This window comes from Wenzhouxiangella marina (genome assembly GCF_001187785.1).
In the GTDB taxonomy this organism is placed as follows: domain Bacteria; phylum Pseudomonadota; class Gammaproteobacteria; order Xanthomonadales; family Wenzhouxiangellaceae; genus Wenzhouxiangella; species Wenzhouxiangella marina.
The window spans coordinates 1,429,133-1,451,636 of record NZ_CP012154.1 but is presented as its reverse complement, the minus strand read 5'-3'; the positions used below and the strand labels follow the sequence as shown (position 1 = coordinate 1,451,636).

The following is a 22,504-nucleotide window of genomic DNA, read 5'->3' as shown; positions in this document are numbered from 1 at the left end:
CGCATTCCGTAGGGGCCAGCACGAATGACCGAGACGTCCAACCCGTATCAGCCGCCCGAAGCCGACATCGAGCCGCCCCGGCCGGAGGGCGCCGCCGGGCAATTGCTCGATCCGCCCAACGCCTGCAGCGCTGCCCGGGGCGGTAGCTGGATCGCCCGAGGCTGGGGCCTGCTGCAGGCCGGCATGGGGCCGTTCATCGGCATGTTCCTGATCTCGGGCCTGATCCTGATGGCGATCGGCATGATCCCCCTGCTGGGGATGGCCTCGGGCCTGCTCATGCCCTTCTTCTTCGCCGGCTGGGTCGTGGCCTGCGAACGCGTGCGAACGGAAGGCAACGCCCGCTTCGAGGACCTGTTCGCCGGCTTCAGTTCCCATTTCGCCCCACTGGCCATCGCCGCCTTGATCTACCTGGCCGCGAACGTGGTGGCCACCCTGATCGCGATTCTGGTGATGTCCGTGATGATTGGAAGCGCAGCAGTCATCACCGGCGGCTTCGATCCCAACGCCGTCAATGGTCCGCCCGTCCAGTTCATGCTGAGCTTGCTGCTCGGCATGCTGATCTACTTCGCCATCACCCTGCCGGTGATGATGCTGATCTGGTTCGCACCGCATCTGATCGTCCTGCACGACCAGGCCCCGATCGACGCCATGAAGATGAGCTTTCAGGGCTGCCTTCGCAACATCATCCCCTTCCTGGTCTACAGCGTGATCGCGATCGGTCTGTTCCTCTTCGGTCTGATTCCGCTGGGACTCGGGCTGTTGATCGTCATCCCCTGGCTGACCTGCGCCAACTACATCGCTTACCGGGAAATCTACATCGGTGACGTGGACTGATCGACCGCGCAGGACGATCGACACCCTGGCGCCGGTGGAGACACCGGACGGGATCGAACTGCCCCTGAATCCGGCCGGCCCGATCCCTCGTGGCGGCGCCTGGCTGCTGGACCTCGTCATTCGCGCGGCCCTGCTCTTTGCCCTGGGCTGGCTGCTCGCATGGCTGCAGGCGGTCGGCCTGGCCGTGATGCTACTGGCCTGGTTTCTGATCAACTGGTGGTACCCGGTGCTGTTCGAAGTCCTGAGCCACGGCGCCACGCCCGGCAAACGCGTTGCAAGGTTGAAAGTGATGATGCAGGACGGTACGCCGATCAGCTGGGGCGCCTCGATCGTGCGGAACCTGGTGCGCCAGGTCGATTTTCTGCCGCTGTTCTACACCACGGGGCTGATCGCGATGCTGTCCAACGCTCGCTTCCAGCGCCTCGGTGATCTGGCGGCCGGCACGGTCGTGATTCGGACCGGCCGGGAAGCCAATGGTCGCGGCAGCCTGCCCGAGGGGCCTGCGGAACCCGTGCCCATCGCGCTCAATGCCGATGAACAACGAACGATCCTGGATCTGGCCGAGCGCAGTGTGCGCCTCAACCCCGAGCGCGCCGCCGATCTGTGCAACCAGCTCAGCCCACTGACCGGACTCGACGGGTCCGCCGGCGTGGCCCGGGTCCAGGCCTGGGCGCGCGCGCTGCGAGGAGGCCAGCCATGAAGCAGGGCCGTTTCGTACAAAGCCGCGAGGCGCGCTGGGCCCAGTACGACGCTCAGCTCGAACGCCTGCGCAGGAAGCGTGGCAGCGATGCCGACCTGAGCGATTTCCCGGCACGCTATCGAGCCCTCTGCAACGACCTGGCGCTGGCCCGCACCCGCGGCTACAGCCTGAGCCTGGTCGATGAACTCGAGCATCGTGTCCGTCTCGGTCACGCCTATCTGTATCGGCCGAAGAGCCATCTCGGCCGCTCCATCGGTCGCTTCTTCGCACGGGATTTCCCTGCCATGATCCGTGCCGAGTGGCGCCTGGTCCTGCTGGCCTGTCTGCTGCTTTTCGGACCGATGATCTGGCTGAGCTGGCAGATCGCACAATCGCCGGAGTTCGTCTACCGCGTATTGAGCGCCGGCACGGTCGAACAATACGAGTCCATGTACGGCGGCGCCAAGGGCATCCAGCGTTCGGCCGAAGACGATGTGGTCATGTTCGCCTTCTACATCATGAACAACGTCGGCGTGGCCCTGCGCACCTTCGGCGCCGGCCTGGTCTTCGGCATCGGCTCGGCGCTGATCCTGCTGTTCAATGGCGTCCAGATCGGCGCCGTGGCGGCCCACCTCAGCCTGAGCGGCTATCAGGAGAACTTCACCACCTTCGTGATCGGCCACGGCGCCTTCGAACTCCCGGCCATCGCCCTGGCCGGGGCTGCCGGCGGGCGCATGGGTCTGAGCCTGCTCTTCCCCGGACCCTATGGCCGCATGGCGGCCCTTCGGCTGGGCGCACGCCGGGCCGTCCGCATGCTCTACGGCGTCATGGCGATGCTGCTGCTGGCCGCCGGACTGGAAGCCTTCTGGTCGGCCAGCGCCCTCCCCAGTCAGATCAAGTACCTGGTCGGCGGCGCCCTGTGGCTGCTCGTGCTGGCCTACTTCCTGTTTGCAGGACGTGCCGGAGGCCCGCCCCGTGCAGACTGATCGAATCGTGCTTCGTCCCCGCGGACCTGGCGAAGCCATCGACCTCGGCCTGCAGCTGACGCGCGCCAACTGGCCGCGGCAGCTCGGCCTCACCCTGGCCATGCTGCCGCTGCTGATCGGGGCGGCGCTGTTGCTCGGCCAGCTCTGGGCACCGCTCTATCTGCTGGGTCTGTGGTGGTTCAAGCCCACCCTCGACCGCGCCCTGCTGCACCAATTGAGCAATGATCTGCTCGATCAGCCGGCCGGGGTGGGCCAGGTCCTGAAGCAATGGCCTCGCTGGTGGCGCGGCGGCCACCTGGCGACCCTGCTGCTGCAGCGATTCAACTTCGCGCGCAGCGCGAGCCTGCCGCTCTGGCAACTCGAAGGACTGAAGGGCCGGGCACGGGCGCGCCGGGCACGCCTGCTGGCCTGGAACGATCGCGGCGCGGCCAGCGGCCTGTCCCTCAGTGCCGCCATCATCGAGCTCGGCGTGGTCTGTTCCGTGCTGATGATCCTCGGACAGTTCGCGCCCGAGAGCTGGACCGAGGGCATGGAGCTGTTCGACTGGCTGGTTCTGCAGGCCGAACTGGATCGCTTCTGGCTGATCGCGGCACTGATCTATCTGCCCGCGGTGGTGCTGGTGGAACCCTTCTACGTCGGCGCCGGCTTCGGCCTCTACCTGAACCAGCGCTGCCGCCTCGAATGCTGGGATCTGGAGCCCGAGTTGGAGGCGCTGGTCGCTCGCCACCGCCAGCGGGGTGCCGCATGAGCAGGCTTCTTCGGATCCTCCTCGCTGGCCTGCTGGCCGTGCTGCTCGTCGATTCGGCGCTGGCCGACGACCCGGTACCGCGACCGACCAACCCGATCACGGCCCGCCAGTGCGACAAATGGGAGGCGCAGGTCGAGATTCTCAGCGAGGCGGAGGACCCGGTCAGCCGCGAGCTCGGTGAAATGCTCCAGCAACCCGAGCTGCGCTTCTGTCAGACCCAGAACGTTCGGGTCCGGGCGCCTGAGGCTCCGGACCTGGACGGCGGGCTCGACTTCGATTTCGAACCCATTGCCATCGTGCTGCGTCTGCTCATGATCCTGCTGCTCATCGGCCTCACCCTCTGGCTGTTGATGCGCTGGCGCCCGGAAGTCTTCGGTGCCTGGCGGCGCAAGCGCTCCGAGCGCGTCCTGCCGGCGAGCCGCAGCGAGCGCATCGTAGACGAGGATGCCCCCTTGCCCGACGACATCGTCGGCGCCGCCGAGGCCGCCTGGCGAGACGGCCAGCCCCGCCTGGCCCTCAGCCTGCTCTATCGCGGCGCGCTGCAGCGCCTGTGGCCCGATCGGCCGGAGATTCGGGGGCGCACGGAAATGGAAGTGCTCGGTGAGCTCCGGGCCGCGCAGGCGCCCGATGAACTGCTTGCCTTCATGCGGCGCTTGACGGCCCAATGGCAATCGGTGGCCTGGGCCCATCGAGCGCCCGACGGCGATGACTTCGAAGCGCTGGGCCGGGATTGGCGCGCGCGCTTCGCCGCCTTTCGTGGAGGCCAGTCATGAGGATGCCCAGCCGCGGTCAATGGCTGCTGATCCTCGGCGTGGCCGTGGTCGCCGCTCTGATCGGGATCTACGTCGCCACCGGCGAGTATCGGGAGCAACGCGTCTACGACCCGACCAATGGCCGGCTGCGCGTCGAGAAGCTGCACATCGCGCAACGCTGGCTCGAGCGGCAGGGCCTGACGACCCAGTCCTTGAACCATCTGCAGGGGCTCGACGGCCTGCCGGCCCTGAATCGCGTCCTGATCCTGGCCGATCCCCTCGGCCGACAGACGCGCCTGGAAAGCAACCAGATCCGGCAGTGGCTGCAGCGTGGCGGGCACCTGATCGCCATCGCCCCGTTCAATGCGATGATCGGCGAGCCCGCATCCGACCTCAACCCCTTCGAGATCGAGGCCTGCTTCGACTGTCTCCAGGGCGACCATGAAGGCACGCCGTCCGACAAGCCCTTGCCCGTCTCACCGGTCACGAACGAGCGTCGACAACTGCTGCCCGGCATGAGCGATCAGCCACTCCAGCTGTGGACGCAGGCCGGGCTCAGGATTCAGCGGACCGGCCCCAAGCTGGACCTGCGAAAATCCAGCAACGGCGTCCCGCTGATCGCCAACTACAGCTACGGCGCCGGCCGCATCACCCTGCTGGCCGACCGCGACTGGCTGGTCAACGATCGGATGATCGAAGCCGATCACGCCCGCCTGCTGCTCGCCCTGGTCGATGGCCAGCCCGAGGAGGTCTACCTCCAGCACTACAGCATTCCCGGAGGATTGCTGGGCTGGCTCTGGCGCCAGGCACCGGCCCTGTGGACGGCGCTCATCATGCTGCTGGCGCTCTGGCTCTGGTCGAAGCTGCCTCGACTCGGACCGATCCTCGCCGATCCGGATCTGAGAGGCAGCCAGATCCGGGCCCATCTGCTGGCGACGGCGCGTTTCGACTGGCGCCACAACCGTGCACGAAGACTGGTAGCCGCGCTCGACGAAGAGCTCGCCGGCCGCGCTCGCTATCGCTTCCCCGACTGGAACGATCTGGATCTGAACGCGCGCGGCCAGCGCCTGGCTCGCCTCTGTCCCGAGCTTTCCGAGACCGCCATCGCCGCCCTGCTGAGGCGGGACCCCATGCCTGACGCGGATCGCCTGATCGAACTGGTCACGATCCAGCAACGACTGATTCATGCGCTCTAAAGCCCAAGGAAACCCCATGAACGATTCTTCTACCACCGCCGATCCGACCCACGCCGAGGCTGCCGAGCGATTGGGAGAGCTGAGCGCCGCGCTCAATCGCGTGGTCCTCGGCCAGTCCGCCGTGATCGAACAGGTTCTGGCCGCCTTCCTGGCCGGCGGTCATGTCCTGATCGAGGGCGTGCCCGGCCTGGCCAAGACCCTGCTCGCCCAGTGCCTCGCGACCACGCTGGGCGGCGAGTTCTCACGCATCCAGTTCACCCCCGACCTGATGCCGGCCGACATCACCGGCCATGCCATGTACGACATGAAGAGCGAGAAGTTCAGGCTGCGCCGGGGGCCGATCTTCTGCAACATCCTGCTGGCCGACGAGATCAACCGCGCGCCGGCCAAGACCCAGGCCGCTCTGCTCGAAGTGATGCAGGAACAGCGCGTCACGATCGAAGGCAAGGCCCTGAGCGTGCCCGAACCCTTCATGGTGCTGGCGACGCAGAATCCGATCGAACACGAAGGCACCTATCTGCTGCCCGAAGCCCAGCTCGACCGCTTCGTCATGAAGGTCCTGATCGACTACCCCGACGCCGAGGCCGAGCGTCGGATTGCCATGAATCTGGCCGGCATTCGCGATGATCTCCGCAGCCTGGCCCAGACCCTCGAAGCCATGCTCGATCCGGCCGCCGCCCTGGCCCTGCGCGCCCAGGCCAGGAAGATCAGGATCGACGAGGAAATCGCCGACTACGCCGTCGCGATCGCCCGCGCCACCCGCCAGTGGCCCGGCATCGAGATCGGCGCCGGACCGCGAGCCAGCATCGCCCTGCTGCGCGTGGCCCAGGCCAGCGCCCTGATGGCCGGACGGGACTTCGTCGTACCGGACGACGTCAAGCGCTTCGCCACCGCCTGCCTGCGCCATCGCATCACCCTGAGCGCGGAATTCCAGATGGAAGGTCAGAGCCCGGACGAGGTGCTGGAACGACTGATCGAGGATCAGCAAGCGCCCCGTCAGTGAGCGAGCATCCCGACATCGCCGACTCGAGAATGCCCCGCGGCCTCGTTCGACCGGCCGGGCGTCTGCTCGGACTGCTGCTGGCCTGGTGGCTGATCGGCGCCCTGTGCTACTGGTTCGGGGCCGCGAGCGGCGTGATCAGCACCTGGATGGGCATCGGCGTCCTGATCGCGATCATCGCGCTGATCGATGCGCTTCGACTGCTCAGGGAGCGCCCGGGCTTCGAAGTGACCCGCCACCTGCCCGAGCGCTGGCCCGTCGACGCACCCGTCACCGTCCAGACCGAAATTGCCCATCGAGGCACACGCAGCATCGAGGCCATGATCCACGACCTGCACCCCGGCTCCATTCGCAGCGAGGGCCTGCCGAAGGTCCAGACCCTGCAGCCGGGCCAGCGTCACCGGCTGTTCTGGCGCGCCACGGCCCGGCATCGGGGCGCCATGGCGCTGGATGGCATCCACCTGGCCTGGCAGAGCCCGCTAGGGTTCTGGTCCCGACGAATCCACCTGGAGCGACGCGATCCGATCCGCGTCTACCCCAACTTCAACCTGGTCGTGCAGTACGGCCGCCTCGCGGGTGACCGGCGCCTGCAGGCGCTGGGCATTCACCAGCAGCAGCGTCGCGGCAGCGGTTCCGATTTCCATCAATTGCGCGACTATCGGGAAGGCGACAGCCTCCGCCAGGTCGATTGGCACGCCACCTCACGCATGCGCAAGCTGATCGCCAAGGACTACCAGGAAGAACGCAACCAGCGCGTGGTCTTCCTGCTCGACTGTTCTCGCCGCATGCGCATCCAGGATGACGGCCTGAGCCACTTCGATCGCTGCCTCAACGCCATGCTGCTCTTGGCCCATGTGGCGCTGAAACAGGGTGACGAGGTCAGTCTCCAGACCCTGGCGGCCGCCGATGGCCGCGAGCGCCGCCTGCCGGCCGGGCGCGGTCAGCGCCAGTTCGGCGCCCTGCTCGAGACGGTCTACGATCTGGACGCCGGCCTGGGCCATCCGGACTTTCTCGGCGCCGCGGGCGACCTGATGCGCAGCGAGCGCCGACGCAGTCTGGTCGTCTTGCTGACCAATCTGCGCGACGAAGACCATGAGGACCTGGACCCGGCCCTGTCCCTGATGCGGCAGCGTCATCTGGTCGTGCTGGCCGATCTCCGCGAGTCCCTGGACGAGCTCGAAGGCCCGGCCGATGGACGCCCACTCAAGCTCGAATCGGCCCTGCTCCAGGCCGGCAACTCCCTGTATCGCGCACAACGCCAGGCCGCCACGCGCAAGCTGCGCCAGCTCGGCATCATCCACCTGGACCTGCGCCCCGACCAGCTCGCCGGCGCCCTGGTCAGCCAGTACCGCAAGCTAAAGGCCACCGGCGTGTTCTAGGCTGCCCTTGGTTCGAGGAATTTTTTCAACCACAGATTACGCAGATTCGCGCAGATTCAAGAAAGGCTGGATCGAAACAGTTCTCTCTTGCTCTTTGCCTTTCCAATCTGTGTACATCTGCGTAATCTGCGGTTCCCAAAAAGCCCTCAAAACAAGAGCGAAAGTGCCATCGCCAGGGCGAGCAGGCCGGCAACTCCCTGTATCGCGCACAACGCCAGGCCGCCACGCGCAAGCTGCGCCAGCTCGGCTTCATCCACCTGGACCTGCGCCCCGACCAACTCGCCGGCGCCCTGGTCAGCCAGTACCGCAAGCTAAAGGCCACCGGCGTGTTCTAGGCTGCCCTTGGTTCGAGGAATTTTTTCAACCACAGATTACGCAGATTCGCGCAGATTCAAGAAAGGCTGGATCGAAACACTTCTCTCTTGCTCTTTGCCTTTCCAATCTGTGTACATCTGCGTAATCTGCGGTTCCCCAAAAGCCTTCAAAACAAGAGCGGAAGTGCCATCGCCAGGGCGAGCAGGCCGGCAACTCCCTGTATCGCGCACAACGCCAGGCCGCCACGCGCAAGCTGCGCCAGCTCGGCATCATCCACCTCGACCTGCGCCCCGACCAGCTCGCCGGCGCCCTGGTCAGCCAGTACCGCAAGCTAAAGGCCACCGGCATGTTCTAGGCTGCCCTTGGTTCGAGGAAATTTTTCAACCACAGATTACGCAGATTCGCGCAGATTCAAGAAAGGCTGGATCGAAACACTTCTCTCTTGCTCTGTGCTTTTCCAATCTGTGTACATCTGCGTAATCTGCGGTTCCCAAAAAGCCTTCAAAACAAGATCGGCCCTGCTCCAGGCCGGCAACTCCCTGTATCGCGCACAACGCCAGGCCGCCACGCGCAAGCTGCGCCAGCTCGGCATCATCCACCTCGACCTGCGCCCCGACCAGCTCGCCGGCGCCCTGGTCAGCCAGTACCGCAAGCTAAAGGCCACCGGCATGTTCTAGGCTGCCCTTGGTTCGAGGAAATTTTTCAACCACAGATTACGCAGATTCGCGCAGATCCAAGAAAGGCTGGATCGAAACAGTTCTCTCTTGCTCTGTGCCTTTCCAATCTGTGTGCATCTGCGTAATCTGCGGTTCCCCAAAAGCCTTCAAAACAAGAGCGGAAGTGCCATCGCCAGGGCGAGCAGGCCGGCCAGGGCGATCAGGCCCCATTTGATCATGGTGCGTCGGGCCTGGTCGCCGCCGACTTCGATCAGTTCGTTCATCTCGCGCTCGTCGAGCGGGTCGCGGACGAGGTGATCGGGATCCTTCAAGAGGGCCTCGGCATCGTCAGCCTGATGGTCGAGGATCGCCCAGAGCGCGGCGTGGTAGAGGTTGCGATGGGCTGCTGCCGGCCGCAGGGCAGTCAAGGACTCCACGTGGGCGGCAATGCCGCGCGAGCGCAGGAATGCAGCGCGCTCCTGCGCTTCCTCGGCGAATTCATAGCGTTCGAGCAACTTCATGATGACGGCTCCGGCTGGCACTGGGCGCAACGATACAGGCGTCGACCGCTGACCGTGAGCTTTTCGATCTCACCGCCGCAGAGAAAGCAGGCCTGTCCAGCCCTCGAAAATACGAAATGTCGGTAATCCCGACGCTTCCAGCCCGCCCGCTTCAGCTCTGCCACGCGCTCGGGGGCATTGGTGATGCCGCCCGTGTCCACTGAACGCCACATCAGACCATACACGCTGCTCGCCAGCGCCTGCCGCTGAACCGGATCGAGATCGACAGGACGAAGACGCCAGTCCAGGCCGGCCTGATGCAGGATTTCAGAACGAAGGTAGTTCCCGACGCCGGCCAGAAAGCGCTGATCGAGGAGCAGATGGCCGAGGCGACGACCAGCGAACTCGGGGCGGCCGATCCAGCGCTCGATGGCATCGACATCGGCCTCGTCGGACAGCACGTCCAGGCCCACTCGGCGAATAAAGGGATGAGCTTCCAGTTCCCCCGGTTCGATCAATTCGATCTCGCTGGCACTGTACAGGAGGGCCGAGCATTTCTCGGTGCTCAGGGCCAGACGGAGCTGACGCCCCGTGTCCGGACGCCGATCAGGATCCGAGAACATCCAGCGCCCGTAGAGCTGGTTGTGCGTATAGATCGTTTCACCGCCCTCGAATTCGATCAGCAGGGCCTTGCCGAGCGTGCGAACGCCCTTGAGGCGCTGGCCTTGCAGCCGTGGCGACTCGCACTGCAGGCGCTCGAAGGCAAACCAGACCTCCTCGAGCGGCGCCTGACCCAGCGCCTGCTCGACGCGGCGGGCCACGCGATACATCTCCGGTCCTTCAGGCATCGGAATCGGGCACTCGACCATGCCTGAGCGCCGCCCAGATCAAGCTTGCCCAGGCGGCCATCAGCACCGTGCCACCGATCGGTGTGATCAGGGTCAGGGACTCCATGCCCGTTACCGCTGCGGCATAGATACTAAAGCTGAACAACACCGTGCCGAGGACGAACAGGGTGGCCGACACGCCCAGCCAGCGCCGGAACAGCGGGCGAAGCGGGGCGGCCCAGGCCAGGCCCAAGGCCAGCACCGCCAGGGCGCCGATCTGGTGGTAGCGAATCGCGGTCAGGGTCCAGCGCCAGACCTCCGCATCGACGTTCGGCTTGAGCAGATGCTCGGCCGAGGCGCCGATCATCACCGACAGCAGGCCCAGCAAGGCTCCGGCAAACAGGACGGGGTTCATCAGCAGCGCTCCGGTTGACCAGCGATCATTGTCCCGGAAACGGCATGAAGCCGATGGCATCATCCGATCCCGACAATCCAGAGCGGTTAAGCTTGGGGCGATGATTCCGAATCCGGACAAGCCCTTGACCTGCCGCGCGGCCGGCTGGTTGGCGCTGCTCGTGATCGTCGGCCTGAGTACCCTGGCTTTCTGGCCCGGTCTGGCCGGCGACTGGGGGCGCGACGACTACATGCAGCTGGCCATGGCCCGTCTCGTGGGCAACCCCCTGGCCTTCTTCGTCCACGATCACTTCGTCCTGCCCGGGGGCGTGTTCCGCCCGGTGGGCTACGCCAGTTTCTGGTTCGGGCAGCTCCTCGGCGGGACCGAATTCCGCTCGCATGCGCTGCATTCCCTGATCCTGCATATCGGCATCGTCATCGCCCTGTTCGCACTGCTGCGTCGCTTCGCGGTGGACCGCATCCCCGCCCTCCTCGCCTGCCTGTTCTTCGCCCTCCATCCGGTGGCCATCGGCACCGCCCTGTGGTGGTCGGCCCGCTTCGACCTGCTGGCCCTGCTGTTCATCCTGCTGTCGATGAACCTGGCCTGGCAGGCTGACTCGCGGCAAGGCAAGTGGCCCTTGATCGGCAGTCTGGCCTGCCTGCTTGCCGCCATGCTCTCCAAGGAAACGGGCCTGCTGGGGGTTCCTGCCGTCTTGCTTCTCTGGCAGTACCGTGCCTGGACCGGCGACGCCGCCAAGCGAGGCGCCTGGCTGGCCAGCGCGCTGTGCCTGCTCACACTGGCTGTCTTTCTGCTGTGGCGTTTTCTGGTTCTGGGTACCGGGGGGTCGACGATCGTCGGCGAGGAGGGGCTGGCCACGGTCCTGTTCGAGGGCAGCCTGCGCTGGATGGAGCTGGCACCGGGTTACCTGGGCTTCGAGCACGGTATGGAACGCGGCCTGTTCCTGCTGGCCCTGCTCTCGAGCGTCGCCCTGTTCCTGCTCCTTATCGGCCCGGCACGCATGAAGAAGAGGGGCGATCAGCGCCTGCCGCTGTGGCTGGCCGCGGGCGTGCTGCTGCTCGGTCCCGCACTCCTGCAAGCGCCCATCGTGCGCTTGAATGCCCTGCCCATGGGCGCCGAACTGGGCGCGGTCGAGGCGGCCATGCAGTCACGGCTGTTCTACATGAGCCTTGCGGGGCTCGCACTGCTCCTGGGCCTGTGCATCCAGCGATCACTCGGGCCCCTGCATCGTCCCGTCAACGTCGGCCTGCTGCTGGCCTCTGTGCTGCTGATCGGTGCCATGGGTTCGGCCTCCCGGGATCATTCCCGCGGCTTGGCCGAGATCAGCCGCGCCAACGCCCTGCTCGCGCATGCTGCCGTCGCGGCCGTTCGTGACATCGACTGGCCACCGCCGCCCTGCCATCTGGTCTTCGAGGGCATCCAGCCACCGCCCGAATGGGGCATCTACGTCTCGATGGACTCGGTCATCAAGGCCCTGCACCCGGATCTCGATGCGCTGGATCACTGCTTCATCCACGCCAACTACCCGACCTTCTACCATTTCCTGTCCAGCGAGCATGCCGACGCCGACTCGGCCCCGGTCCCGGCCCTGATCCAGAACGGTCGGCCACTGCAACGTCGGACCATCGGCGGCCTGACGATCGTTCATCTGCAGCAGCTCGACGCTCTCGACGCCGAGGCACGTGCGCGACTGCCACGCTGGGAACTGGATTCGGAGGGACGCCTGGAGCCTGCCGACACTGTGGACCGGGCAAGCCAATGAATCTCAATCAGATCACCCTGCCGGTCAAGGACATGGATGAAGCCACCGCCTTCTACCGGCTGCTCGGTTTCGTGCAGATCGTCGACACGCCCCATTACGCCCGCTTCGAATGCCCGGACGGCGAGGCCAGCTTCTCTCTGGCTCTGGAGGAAGGGGAATATCACAACGGAGCAGTCATCTACTTCGAGGACGACGATCTCGACGCGAGGGTTCAGGAACTGGAGGCCAGGGGCATCGCCTTCGATCAAGCGCCGACCGCTCAGCCCTATCTCTGGCGCGAGGCCGTACTCCACGACCCGTCCGGCAATCGAATCAAGCTCTATCACGCCGGCAGCAACCGTCTGCACCCGCCTTGGCGCGTCGAACGACGCGGCTGAATGCACTGACGATCGTCACCTCGAAGTCGGGCCTTTCGACACAGACGCTCGCTGGCAGCTTTCCTGGCAAAGCTGCGTAGGAACAGGTGAGCCTTCAACGATTCGCCGTCATGACCCTCAGAACCGCGCTCGCGTTCATCACCCTCGGCCTCTTCGCTGCAACCGTTCAGGCGAAGGACTGCGACTGCAGCTGCTTGGCCTTCGCCCAGCTGGAGACGGAAGTCGCCTTGTTCGAGAGACAGCTGGATCAGAACCGAACGGCGCAGGTGAGCTCGGCACTACGTCATCACCTGCAGTGCATGAACCCCTGCGCCCGAGGCTGGACGCAGTGTTCCTACGACCGGAGCGGCGATGCAGGTCGGTCTCAGGCCGCGGCTTCGAACTGCTCCAGGGCCCGAAGGGCTTCGGTACCGTAGACCACGGACGGGCCACCACCCATCAGAATCGCCACACCGATGGTCTCTACGATTTCCGCATGGCTCGCCCCCGCCTGCATGGCATCGTGCACGTGGTAGGCGATGCAGCCGTCACAGCGCACGGTGATGGCGATGCCCAGCGCGATCAATTCCTTGGTCTTCGCGCTCAGCGCTCCATCGGCGGCGGCCGCCTCGTGCAGCTGCCCGAAGGCACCCATCGTCGCCGGAATCTCGCCACCCAGGCGCTCCATCATCGCGCCCAGCGCGGCATAACGTTCGGGAAAGGTCTTGTCGGCCATGGCCATCACGCTCCTTGTGATCAGGGACTGAAGCCGGATTGTTTCATCCGCACAAGACAGCTGAATTGATCTGGACCAAATACCGCTCCAGCCGGATTCGACCGCCTGCTCTGGAGCACCGGCTGGATGCCGTCGCACGGCGTGAATGTCACTCGCCAGACCTCGATACTGGATACACTTGGCGGTGTTGCGTCCGTATTGGCAATTCAGAGGGGTATGACCAAATGTCCACGTCCGTCCGTTTCCGGATCCTGTTCGTCCTTTTCGCGCTCCTGTCGTTCGGAGCCGCCAGTGCCCAGACCCTGGACTTCGAGGTACTGATCGACACCGATAACGATGCCGCCACGGGCTGCGCGGTAGTGCCCACGGGCGGAGGCCCACTGGGCGGCTTCGAGCAGCGACTCCAGGCCTCGGTCAACCCCGTGACGCTCGAGGTGGTCGCATTGGAGCGAGCCGCCTGCGCCGGATCGGGCTTCGGTACCGCAGCCCCGGTGCCCGGATTCCCGACACCCTATCCGCTGGCGTTGAACGCGGGCCTCGGCGGCGCCGATGCCATCGAACTGGCGGTAGCTCGGTCGGCCCTGGTGTCGACCAATGCCGTGCAGGTCCGTCTGGCCTTCATCGGCGACAACGGCACGGGTTCCGATGTACTCGAGACGATCGACGGCGGCCCAGGCGGCCCGATCCTGTTTGGCCTGCCCTTCGAGCCGGTGGCCATCCCCACCCTGACGGTGCTCGGCCTCGCCCTGATGGCACTGATCCTGCTCGGCATGGCGACCCTGGCCCAGCGGCGCCTGGGTCGGACGGGCACTCTGATGGCGGTCATGCTGGTCGCCGGCAGCGCCTGGGCCATGAGTTTCCTGCTCGATGGCGACGTCTCGGACTGGAACGGTCTGTCGGCGATCGCGCAGGACCCAACCGGTGATGCCACCGACTCCAGTTCGGCCATCGATCTCGTGGCCGCCTTCGCATCCACCGCGGGCGACGAGGTGTTCTTCCGCATCGATGTCGTCGATGTCGAGAACCTGGCACCGACGGCCGCCGCCGATGCCTATTCGACCGACGAGGACACGGCCCTGAACGTGGCCGCCCCGGGGGTGCTCGCCAACGACAGCGATCCCGAGGCGGATCCGCTGAACGCCATCCTGGCCACCGGCCCGTCCAATGCCCAGAGCTTCACCCTGAACCCGGATGGCAGCTTCGACTACCTGCCCGGCCCGGACTTCAACGGCAGCGACAGCTTCAGCTACCTGGCCAACGACGGCCAGAGCGATTCGAACCCGGCCACGGTCACGCTGACGATCAATCCCGTCAACGATCCTCCCGTGGCCAGCGATGACCTCGCGTCGACCGACGAAAACACGCAGGTCGTGATCGACGTATTGGCTAACGACAGCGACATCGATGGCAATCCGGACCCGGCCACGGTCACCATCACGGCAGCACCAGGCAATGGCAGCACCAGCGTCGATCCGATCACGGGTGCCATCACCTACACGCCGGCCGCGGACTTCAACGGCAGTGATTCCCTGAGCTACGAGGTCTGCGACGACGGCACACCGACGCCGGCCGCCTGTGCCACGGCCAATGTCGCGATCACCATCGTGGCCGTCAACGACGCACCGTCATTCACCGCCAGCAACCCACCCGCCGTGAACGAGGACGCGGGCGCCCAGACGGTCAATGGCTGGGTGACGAATTTCGACCCGGGTCCGAACGAGGGTGGACAATCCGTACTGGCCTACCTCGTCACCGGCGTCTCCGACCCGAGCCTGTTCAGCGCTGCACCCAGCGTCGATGTGGCCGGAAACCTGAGCTACACGCCGGCCCCGAACGCCTCTGGTACTTCGACCTTCGACGTCGCGGTCCAGGACGATGGCGGCACGGCCAACGGCGGCACCGACACCAGCCCCGTGCAGACCTTCACGATCACCGTGAACCCGCTGGACGATGCGCCGCTGGCCGTGGACGACACGGCCACGGTCAACGAAGACGATTCGGCCCAGGCCATCGATGTGCTGGCCAATGATGTCGATATCGACGGCGGCCCGATCAGCATCGCCATGGCCACCCAGCCCGCCAACGGCACCGTGGTGATCATCGGTGGCGGCAGTGGGCTGACCTACCAGCCCGACCCGGATGCCTGCAACGACGGCAGCCCGACCGACGACTTCAGCTACACCCTGGCGCCGGGTGGCTCGACCGCGACCGTGGCCGTGACGGTGGTCTGCGTCAACGACCCGCCCACCGTGAGCTTCCCGACTGCCGGCGCAAGCTTCGATGCCGGGGTCGGACCGGTGACCCTCGATCCGGCAGCGACGCTGACGGACATCGATTCCAACCAGTTCAACCGGGTCGAAGCCACGCTGGACATCGGCGGGACCTGTGATCCCCTCGATACTTTGACGATCGAAAATCAGGGCGGCGGGGCCGGTCAGATCGGCTTCGACGGCTCGACCGTGAGCTTCGAAGGCACGCCGATCAGCACGCTGGTCCAGGCCTGGGCCTGCCTGGATGCGGGCACCGGCACCCAGACCCCGTTCCGGGTCGATCTCGACACGAACGCCGATCAGATCGCGACCGAAGCCCTGCTGCGCGCCCTCCAGTTCACCACCAGTTCGGGCGACACTACGGCACGCATCGCGCAGGTGAGCGTCGCCGACGACGACAATGCCACCGGCAGTGCGGCGCAGATCATCAACATCGACCGTGCCCCCGTCGCGGTGGCCGACACCCTGGACGTCGCCCTGGGCAGCGTCGATTCGAGCCTGTCGGTGCTGAGCAACGATGACCCCGGCGCACCCGCGGCCGTCGTCGATGTCTATGCCGACAGCGGCGACATCGGGGGCGCCTCGCAGGTGGTAGCGCCTGGCCTCTACACCCATCCGATTGGCGGCTTCACGGTCAGCATTCAGGCTGGCGGCTCGCTCACGGTCGATGCAACGGCCGGTGGCGTCAGCGCGGGCAGCTATGCCTTCGACTATCAGATCACCAATGCCAGCGGTAGCAGCGTCGCCACCGTGACGATCGACATCGTCGAGGCACCGGCGCCCCGGGACGATGATCTGGCGGTCGTCATCGGCAACGTCCTGAACGTGGACCTGACCGCGGACAACGGCAGCGGCGTCGACAACATCGGCACCCCGCCGTTCACCTCGCTGAGCTTCGGTGCCGGCGACCTCGGTGGCTCGGTCACGGACAATCCGGCAGGCAGCACCATCGGCCTGGCGGGCGGGACCCTGAACATCGACAGCCTCGGCACGCTCGACTTGACCGGTGCGACGACGACCGGCGACTACAGCTTCCAGTACCAGCTCAGCAACAGCGTCGGCAGCGGCATCGCCACCGTGACCATTCAGGTCCAGGCGATCCCGGTCGCCAATGCGGACAGCTTCAACGTGGCGGTCGGCGACCCGCTGACGCTCCCCGCGGGCGCCCTGTTCGCCGACAACGGCTTCGGCGCCGATGATCGCGGCTCACCACTGGCCAATGTCCAGAGCTTCGGTGGCGGCGATCTGGGTGGCACGGTCACCAGCAATCCGGCGGGCAGCAGCACCGGTCTTGCCGGCGGCGCGCTCTCGGTCTTTGCCGATGGCTCGCTGACCCTGTCGGGAACGAGCACGGCCGGCAGCTACAGCTTCGATTACCGCCTGGCCAACGCGGCCGGATCGAGTGACGCGACCATCACGATCGTTGTCGAACAGGCCCCCACCGCCAACGATGATCTCGCGGCTGCCGGAAGCACGCCGGGCGATGCCTTCCACACGGCCCTTGACGTCGCACTGGCACCGGCCGACGGCTCGCCGGAAGACCTCGACAGCAACGACGTCCTGGGGACTCCGGCAGCGACCATCGCCAGCTTCGGTACCATCCAGACCAACGACGGCAGCGGTGGCTTCAACCCGCCCTTCGGCACGGTCACGAGCAATGCCCAGGGCACCACGGTCAGCCCGCTGCCCAACTACGCCAGTGGCAGCCTGGTGGTGAATGCCAACGGGACCTACAACTTCACGCCGCCGACCGGCTACGTCGGCCTGTTCGCCTTCGAGTACCGCCTGAGCAACAGCGTCGGCTCGAGCGATGCCCTGGTCACCCTGGCCGTGGGCAATCGACCGTCCTGCACCGCGGATACCTTCACGGGCACCGCCAACATCGACTTCGACATCAACTCGGTCGCCGGCGTCCTGGCCAACGACAGCGGCAGCAACATCACCGTCACCCAGTCCATGGGCAGCGCGGCCAACGTAGGGAGCCGGGTGGCCACGACCAACGGTGGCTTCGTCACGCTGAACGCCAACGGCAGCTTCAACTACAGTCCGCCCGCCGGCGTGGCCGGCGCCAGCGCCGACAGCTTCAGCTACGCGATCTCGAACGGCTTCGGCCAGGTCACGGCCAACTGCACGGCGACCGTCAGTCTGAACACCGATGGCGGCACCATCGCCTGGTTCATCGATCGCGGAGGTGTCGGCAACAACCTCGGGACCTTCGCCGATCCGTTCCTCAGCATTGCCGCGTTCAATGCGGTCAATGACGGGACGGGCAACAACCCCGCCGATGGCGACGTGATCTACGTCTTCAATGACTTCCCCGGCTTCTACAACGAGGCCGACGGATTCAATCTCCGCAGCGGCCAGTCGATCTACGGCGGCACGGTGCAGTTCGACACGGTCTACACCGCCACCGGCAGCACCAGTGCGGCCTACAACAGCTTCGCCGCCAGCGCGGAAGGCAACCCGACGCAGATCCGAACCACCGGCGACGACGCCTTCGACATTGCCAGCAACAACACCGTGCGCGGCTTCTGGGTCGACTCGACCGCTGGCTACGCCTTCGCCGACAGCGGCGTCAACATCGGTACGACCACCATCAGCGATGTGTCCACCTTCAACAACGGCGGCGTGTTCAACCTCCAGAACGGCGGCACGATCAACGCCACGCTGGGTCGCATGAGCTCGAGTGTCAGCAGCGACGGCGTGTCGGTCATTGCCCTGAACGGCATCAGCGGGACCATCACCGACACCACGCCGGGCGGCATCATCTACAACGCCAACGGCAATGTCTTCGATATCCGCAACTCCACCGCATCGCTGACCGTGTCTTCGCCCGTGATCCGGGGCACCGGCAGCGGAGCCGGCCTGTTCCTGAGCAACGCCGACGGCACCATCAGCTTCGGAGCCACCTTCGAGCTCACGAGCGGCACCGCCGGCATCAGCATCGAGAACGGCAGCGACGGCAGCCTGACCATCAGTGACGCAGGCTCCTCGATCCGGAGCATCCAGGGCGTTCCCTTCCGCGTCAACAGCAGCACGATGGCCATCAACTACGCCGGCAACATCACGCACACCGTGGCGTCGGGTTCGAACATTGCCTTCCGCACGATCGAGATCGTCGGCGGCTCGGGGCCGATCACCTTCGGCGGCGCCATCATCACCGGCGCCAACCCGGCAGGCCAGCTGGCGACGGCCGAGACGATCTACCTGGAGAACACGGGCACGGCGAATGTCATTGCCTTCAACTACGTCGACAGCACTACGCTCGGCGTGCCGGCCATCGCCAGTCGGGTCAGCGGCAACGTGGCGATGAATCGCTTCCGCGTCCTCTGCGACGGCGACCTGGGCCCCGACAACCACTGCATCGACATCAGTGACACGACCTCGAGCGGATTTACCGTCGAGTCCCTGTACACGCGCCACGGCGATGCGGGCGAATCGGGCGGCGCCATCTCCCTGACCAACACCCCGGGCGTGTGGACCATCGAGGACGTCTCGAACGGCTTGAACGGCCGCAACGGACCGCTGGTCTTCGGCAACAATTTCGGCACCCTGAACATCGGAACCGTCAACAGCCCGACCAGCCCCGGCGCGCCCAATCCGGGCCCGTTCACGGTGGACGCCGGGCCTGCCCTCGATCTGACCGGTGGAGTGATCAATATCCGAAGCTCGAATCTCCAGGCCTTCAATTCGGTCAACGGCATTCGCTTGACCAACACGACGGGCGTCGGCCTGAACGTGCTCGACGGTCAGATCCCGAACAGCACGGGCGATGCGGTCCGCCTGACCAGCGCGGAGAACGTCACGCTCAACTCTTTCGAGATCTCGGGCAGTGACGTCAACGGCATCTTCGGTCAGACCGTCACCAACTTCACGCTCAGCAACTCGCTGATCACGAACAATGGGGATGCGGTGGACGAAGGCGGACTGCGCTTCGAGGACCTGCTGGGGGCAGCCACGATTTCGAACACGACGATCAGCGGCTCGGCCGAGCACAACATCGAGATCACCAACGTCTCGGGCACGCTGTCGCCGCTGACGATCTCGAACAGCACGCTCTCCACCAACAGTGCGGTGCTTGGCGCGGACGGATTGCTGCTCGAGACCCGCAACTCGGCATCGGCCGATGTGATCGTCACCGGATCGACCTTCCTCGACAACCGCAGTGACGGCATCCAGATCAATGCCCTGGACAACTCCGAGGCCAGCCTGACCGTCGACGACACGGACTTCCTCTCGACGCTGGATGCCTCGCCCGGCGGCAGCGTCGCCGCACGGGGCATCGTCCTTTCTGCGGCCACCAGTGCCCGCATCAGCTTCGATATCGGCACGACCCTGCCGAACCTGTTCGAGAACTTCTCGCCCAACGTCGGCGAAGAAGCGATCAACCTCACCCTGGTGTCGACCTCGACGAACAGCGCGCTCCTGTCGGGTCGGATCAACAACAACACCTTCATCAACTCCGGCGGCGCGATCGGCATCGATGGTCGCGGCGACGGGGCGATGGTGCTGGAGATCGACGGCAACACGGCCAACACCACCCGACAGGCGATCGACGGAATCATCGGCGATGCCCTGGGCGACGCGGCCACGGCCGACCTGACCATTACCAACAATTCGCTGACCGTGAGCGGCACGGCCGCCAACCCCAACAACGAGGCCATCGGCTGGCTCGGAGACCGCGACACCGTGACCTGCATGAACGTTCGGGGCAATACGGGCGTGGCCTCGGGAACTCGTGATGACATCCTGCTCGATGACTTCACCGATCCCGGAGGCGCCATGCTGCTGGAGAGCGGAGTGACCGACTGTGGCGGCGCCTGCGCGAACTCCGAGGCCCATCTGCTGGCCACCAACACGATCACCGACGCCTTCTCCACGGCCGCGCTGGTCACACCGGGCAGCTGTACGGTCGTCCCCTGACATCGCTCGAGCGGCCTGGCGGAGTGATCCGCCAGGCCGTCATTCAGGAGCGAGAACCGGCAAAAGTGGGATTCGAGTCCTTGGCACGGGGCCTAAAGACGGCTGCCGGGCGTCTGCTCGCAGCCTTCGGCGTCGAGGGGAATCGAACCATCGGTTCTGGCGATCCAGCATTGGCCCAGGGAAGAGCAGTAGCAGACCTCGACGTTCCAGGACTGGCTCATTGCGCGTTCGAGTTCGACGGCATCGGCCGGGTCCTCACCGAGCGGATAACGAAAGGAAAAGGCCTCGACCCGATCTCCCGCACCGAGAATACGGCCAGCCACCGATTGCCTGGACGGATCCGCATTGGCCGGCATCCTGGACGCCACCTCGTCGAAATCGCTCAGGAGCCTGCCGTCATGGAAGACCGAAATTCGCCGGATCAAGGCCGGACCGACGCCCGCATTGGCGATATTGAGCCCGGCGCTGATCGTCGATTCGTCCCGGGACACGAAGCCATCGAGCTGGACTGCGGGCCAGACCGAGGCGCGGACTTCTTCACGCATCACCCGGCCCTGGTCCCAGCTGACGTAGAGCGCGGCCACGCCGACGACGATTGCGGTGATCGATCCGACCGTTTCGAAATGCCGGTGCCAGGGCTTTCCGGCGGGGTTCTGATTCTCAGCCATGGCTTCAGTCTAGCGTCTCCGGAATGGCCAACAGGCGCGGAATCGCATCATGGCCGATATGTACAACGGCGGCTTGCCCGAATTTCAGACCCAGCGCTCGAGCCTCATCCGGATCGAGGCCGGCGACCAGCACACTCGCTTCGGCGGGCCAGCGGCCGGACGGATCTTCGCCCTGCCCCGGCATGCAGGGGAGGTGGCCCAGAGCATCGAGCAGCAGGGCCTGGCGCGTGCGATTCTCGCCTTCGCCCAGTTGCCGGCTGGCCGGATTGCAGGCGGTCAGGAACGCGCTTTGTTCAACCCCCTGCTCTACCTGCCAGGCCGCGAGTTCTGGAGAGAACCGGTCGATCCGAAAGGCGAAGTACGATTCGCCGAACACCCGGTAGATGGCCGAACGATAGACTCGGTCCAGCGCCGCAGGAAGGCTCGACCGCTCAGTCATCTGGCATCGTTGTCGATGGTCAGTGCGCGTGACCGTGGCCGGCCGAGGCCTCGCGGGTCATGTTCGTGTAGAGCAACTCCACCCAACGCTCCGGTGGCAGGAAGCCCGCACCCCAGAAGTTATCGTACTCGGCCGTGATATCGGCGGCCAGGATGGTCTCGAGATCCTCACCGGCATCGACGCGGGCGCGCAGACGCTCGTGGACGGTGGCGAGCATGTCGCGGTACTGGCCGAGCTGGCGCTGCCCCATCAGCGGCCCGTGGCCCGGGATGATGATGGTGTCTTCATCAACCGCTTCGGCAATCCGGTCCACCGCAGCAATCAGACCGGGCAGGGAGCCACCGGACTCCCCATCGATGAAGGGATAGAGGCCGTAGAAGATCACGTCCCCGGCGTGGATCACGTTGACTTCAGGCAGACGCACAATCGAATCGCCGTCCGTATGGGCGTGGGCCACATGAAACGCCTCGATCGTGTGTTCGCCCAGGTGAAAGGTGATCGCATCGTTGAAGGTGACGACGGGCAGGGCCGCGTCTGGGGAGGCCGGGACCGTGCGGTCGAAGAACTCCATGACCTGTTCGCTCGACATGCGCTCGCGAACATTGTCGTGGGCCACGACCAGGGTGCCGCGCTCGGCCAGGTTCTCGTTGCCGCCGGTATGATCGCCATGCCAATGCGTGTTGAGTACGAAACGGATCGGCTGGTCGGTCACGGACTCGACGGCTGCGACGATCCGATCGGTCAGGGGTGCGTACTGATCGTCGACCAGGAAGGCACCATCCTCCGTGACCACGAGACCGATGTTGCCGCCGCGGCCGGTGAGCATGAACACCGACTCTCGCAGTTCGACGACGCCGATCTCGACTTCGTCCATGCCCTGAGCGAAGGTCAGAGGGCTGGCGAGCAGCAGGGTCATTGCCAGCAGGGTGCGCTTCGGATGCATCGGACGGTTCTCCTTCGGTTGTTTGATTTCCGGAGTATGCCAGTCGGGAGGGGTGCATTTGATCAATGGCAAACATCCGGCGCCCGGCCCGCGGCACAATGGACCGACATCCACCGCCTCCAG

General features: G+C 65.6%; 19 protein-coding genes. 12 read left to right on the top strand and 7 right to left on the bottom strand.

Annotated features, from left to right (window positions below):
• Positions 1 to 24: 24 nt before the first annotated feature.
• From WM2015_RS06040 to WM2015_RS06000, 9 genes are all read left to right on the top strand, one after another.
• On the top strand, positions 25 to 834 hold the full coding sequence (locus tag WM2015_RS06040; protein WP_049725211.1) for a BPSS1780 family membrane protein: 810 nt from the start codon (positions 25 to 27) through the stop codon (positions 832 to 834).
• Positions 821 to 1,534 carry an RDD family protein gene (locus tag WM2015_RS06035; protein WP_082169512.1) on the top strand — a complete coding sequence of 238 codons (714 nt, stop codon included), beginning with the start codon at positions 821 to 823 and terminating at the stop codon, positions 1,532 to 1,534. Before WM2015_RS06040 ends, WM2015_RS06035 begins: the two co-directional genes overlap by 14 nt.
• The gene (locus tag WM2015_RS06030) at positions 1,531 to 2,499 is read left to right on the top strand and encodes a stage II sporulation protein M (protein ID WP_049725209.1); all 969 of its coding nucleotides are present in this window, start codon (positions 1,531 to 1,533) and stop codon (positions 2,497 to 2,499) included. The genes WM2015_RS06035 and WM2015_RS06030 overlap by 4 nt, the downstream gene beginning before the upstream one ends.
• Positions 2,489 to 3,247, top strand: a complete 759-nt coding sequence (locus WM2015_RS06025) for a hypothetical protein (protein ID WP_156200942.1) — start codon at positions 2,489 to 2,491, stop codon at positions 3,245 to 3,247. Before WM2015_RS06030 ends, WM2015_RS06025 begins: the two co-directional genes overlap by 11 nt.
• Positions 3,244 to 4,020 carry a hypothetical protein gene (locus WM2015_RS06020; RefSeq protein WP_049725207.1) on the top strand — a complete coding sequence of 259 codons (777 nt, stop codon included), beginning with the start codon at positions 3,244 to 3,246 and terminating at the stop codon, positions 4,018 to 4,020. Before WM2015_RS06025 ends, WM2015_RS06020 begins: the two co-directional genes overlap by 4 nt.
• Positions 4,017 to 5,195, top strand: a complete 1,179-nt coding sequence (locus tag WM2015_RS06015; protein WP_156200940.1) for a DUF4350 domain-containing protein — start codon at positions 4,017 to 4,019, stop codon at positions 5,193 to 5,195. The genes WM2015_RS06020 and WM2015_RS06015 overlap by 4 nt, the downstream gene beginning before the upstream one ends.
• A gap of 16 nt (positions 5,196 to 5,211) precedes the next feature.
• On the top strand, positions 5,212 to 6,198 hold the full coding sequence (locus WM2015_RS06010; RefSeq protein WP_156200938.1) for an AAA family ATPase: 987 nt from the start codon (positions 5,212 to 5,214) through the stop codon (positions 6,196 to 6,198).
• Complete coding sequence (locus tag WM2015_RS06005; RefSeq protein WP_049725204.1) at positions 6,195 to 7,574, top strand: DUF58 domain-containing protein; 1,380 nt, start codon at positions 6,195 to 6,197, stop codon at positions 7,572 to 7,574. The genes WM2015_RS06010 and WM2015_RS06005 overlap by 4 nt, the downstream gene beginning before the upstream one ends.
• A 779-nt stretch (positions 7,575 to 8,353) precedes the next feature.
• Positions 8,354 to 8,566 (top strand): hypothetical protein, encoded by a 213-nt coding sequence (locus tag WM2015_RS06000; protein WP_156200936.1) that lies wholly within the window; start codon positions 8,354 to 8,356, stop codon positions 8,564 to 8,566.
• A gap of 146 nt (positions 8,567 to 8,712) precedes the next feature.
• Here WM2015_RS06000 and WM2015_RS05995 read toward each other — a convergent pair whose 3' ends face one another.
• Genes WM2015_RS05995 through WM2015_RS05985 form a run of 3 tightly spaced genes read right to left on the bottom strand, consistent with a single transcriptional unit; the run spans position 8,713 to position 10,287 of the window.
• Positions 8,713 to 9,066 (bottom strand): hypothetical protein, encoded by a 354-nt coding sequence (locus WM2015_RS05995; RefSeq protein ID WP_049725202.1) that lies wholly within the window; start codon positions 9,064 to 9,066, stop codon positions 8,713 to 8,715.
• Positions 9,063 to 9,893: an endonuclease VIII gene (nei, locus tag WM2015_RS05990; RefSeq protein ID WP_082169864.1), complete on the bottom strand. Its 831-nt coding sequence runs from the start codon at positions 9,891 to 9,893 to the stop codon at positions 9,063 to 9,065. The genes WM2015_RS05995 and nei overlap by 4 nt, the downstream gene beginning before the upstream one ends.
• On the bottom strand, positions 9,886 to 10,287 hold the full coding sequence (locus tag WM2015_RS05985; protein ID WP_049725200.1) for a DUF423 domain-containing protein: 402 nt from the start codon (positions 10,285 to 10,287) through the stop codon (positions 9,886 to 9,888). Before WM2015_RS05985 ends, nei begins: the two co-directional genes overlap by 8 nt.
• A gap of 100 nt (positions 10,288 to 10,387) precedes the next feature.
• Between WM2015_RS05985 and WM2015_RS05980 the strand changes: the two genes are divergently transcribed.
• Together WM2015_RS05980 and WM2015_RS05975 are read left to right on the top strand one after the other, a co-directional pair.
• Positions 10,388 to 12,046, top strand: a complete 1,659-nt coding sequence (locus WM2015_RS05980; protein ID WP_049725199.1) for a glycosyltransferase family 39 protein — start codon at positions 10,388 to 10,390, stop codon at positions 12,044 to 12,046.
• Positions 12,043 to 12,423, top strand: a complete 381-nt coding sequence (locus tag WM2015_RS05975) for a VOC family protein (protein WP_049725198.1) — start codon at positions 12,043 to 12,045, stop codon at positions 12,421 to 12,423. The genes WM2015_RS05980 and WM2015_RS05975 overlap by 4 nt, the downstream gene beginning before the upstream one ends.
• 364 nt (positions 12,424 to 12,787) lie before the next feature.
• Here WM2015_RS05975 and WM2015_RS05970 read toward each other — a convergent pair whose 3' ends face one another.
• A complete protein-coding gene (locus tag WM2015_RS05970) occupies positions 12,788 to 13,138 on the bottom strand; it encodes a carboxymuconolactone decarboxylase family protein (RefSeq protein WP_049726992.1) in 351 nt (116 codons plus the stop codon).
• A 224-nt stretch (positions 13,139 to 13,362) separates the two neighbouring features.
• On the opposite strand from WM2015_RS05970, the gene WM2015_RS05965 reads away from it, so the two are divergent.
• Positions 13,363 to 20,331, top strand: coding sequence for a tandem-95 repeat protein (locus WM2015_RS05965; RefSeq protein WP_049725197.1), 6,969 nt, complete (start codon positions 13,363 to 13,365; stop codon positions 20,329 to 20,331).
• Positions 20,332 to 20,423: 92 nt separating this feature from the next.
• Here WM2015_RS05965 and WM2015_RS05960 read toward each other — a convergent pair whose 3' ends face one another.
• The 3 genes from WM2015_RS05960 to WM2015_RS05950 are packed head-to-tail and all read right to left on the bottom strand — an operon-like array spanning position 20,424 to position 22,381.
• Entirely contained in the window at positions 20,424 to 20,999 is a 576-nt protein-coding gene (locus WM2015_RS05960) for a hypothetical protein (RefSeq protein WP_049725196.1), read from the bottom strand.
• A 4-nt stretch (positions 21,000 to 21,003) separates the two neighbouring features.
• Positions 21,004 to 21,438 carry a DUF3293 domain-containing protein gene (locus tag WM2015_RS05955; protein ID WP_049725195.1) on the bottom strand — a complete coding sequence of 145 codons (435 nt, stop codon included), beginning with the start codon at positions 21,436 to 21,438 and terminating at the stop codon, positions 21,004 to 21,006.
• A gap of 19 nt (positions 21,439 to 21,457) precedes the next feature.
• Positions 21,458 to 22,381, bottom strand: a complete 924-nt coding sequence (locus WM2015_RS05950) for an MBL fold metallo-hydrolase (protein WP_049725194.1) — start codon at positions 22,379 to 22,381, stop codon at positions 21,458 to 21,460.
• Between the last annotated feature and the right edge of the window lie 123 nt (positions 22,382 to 22,504).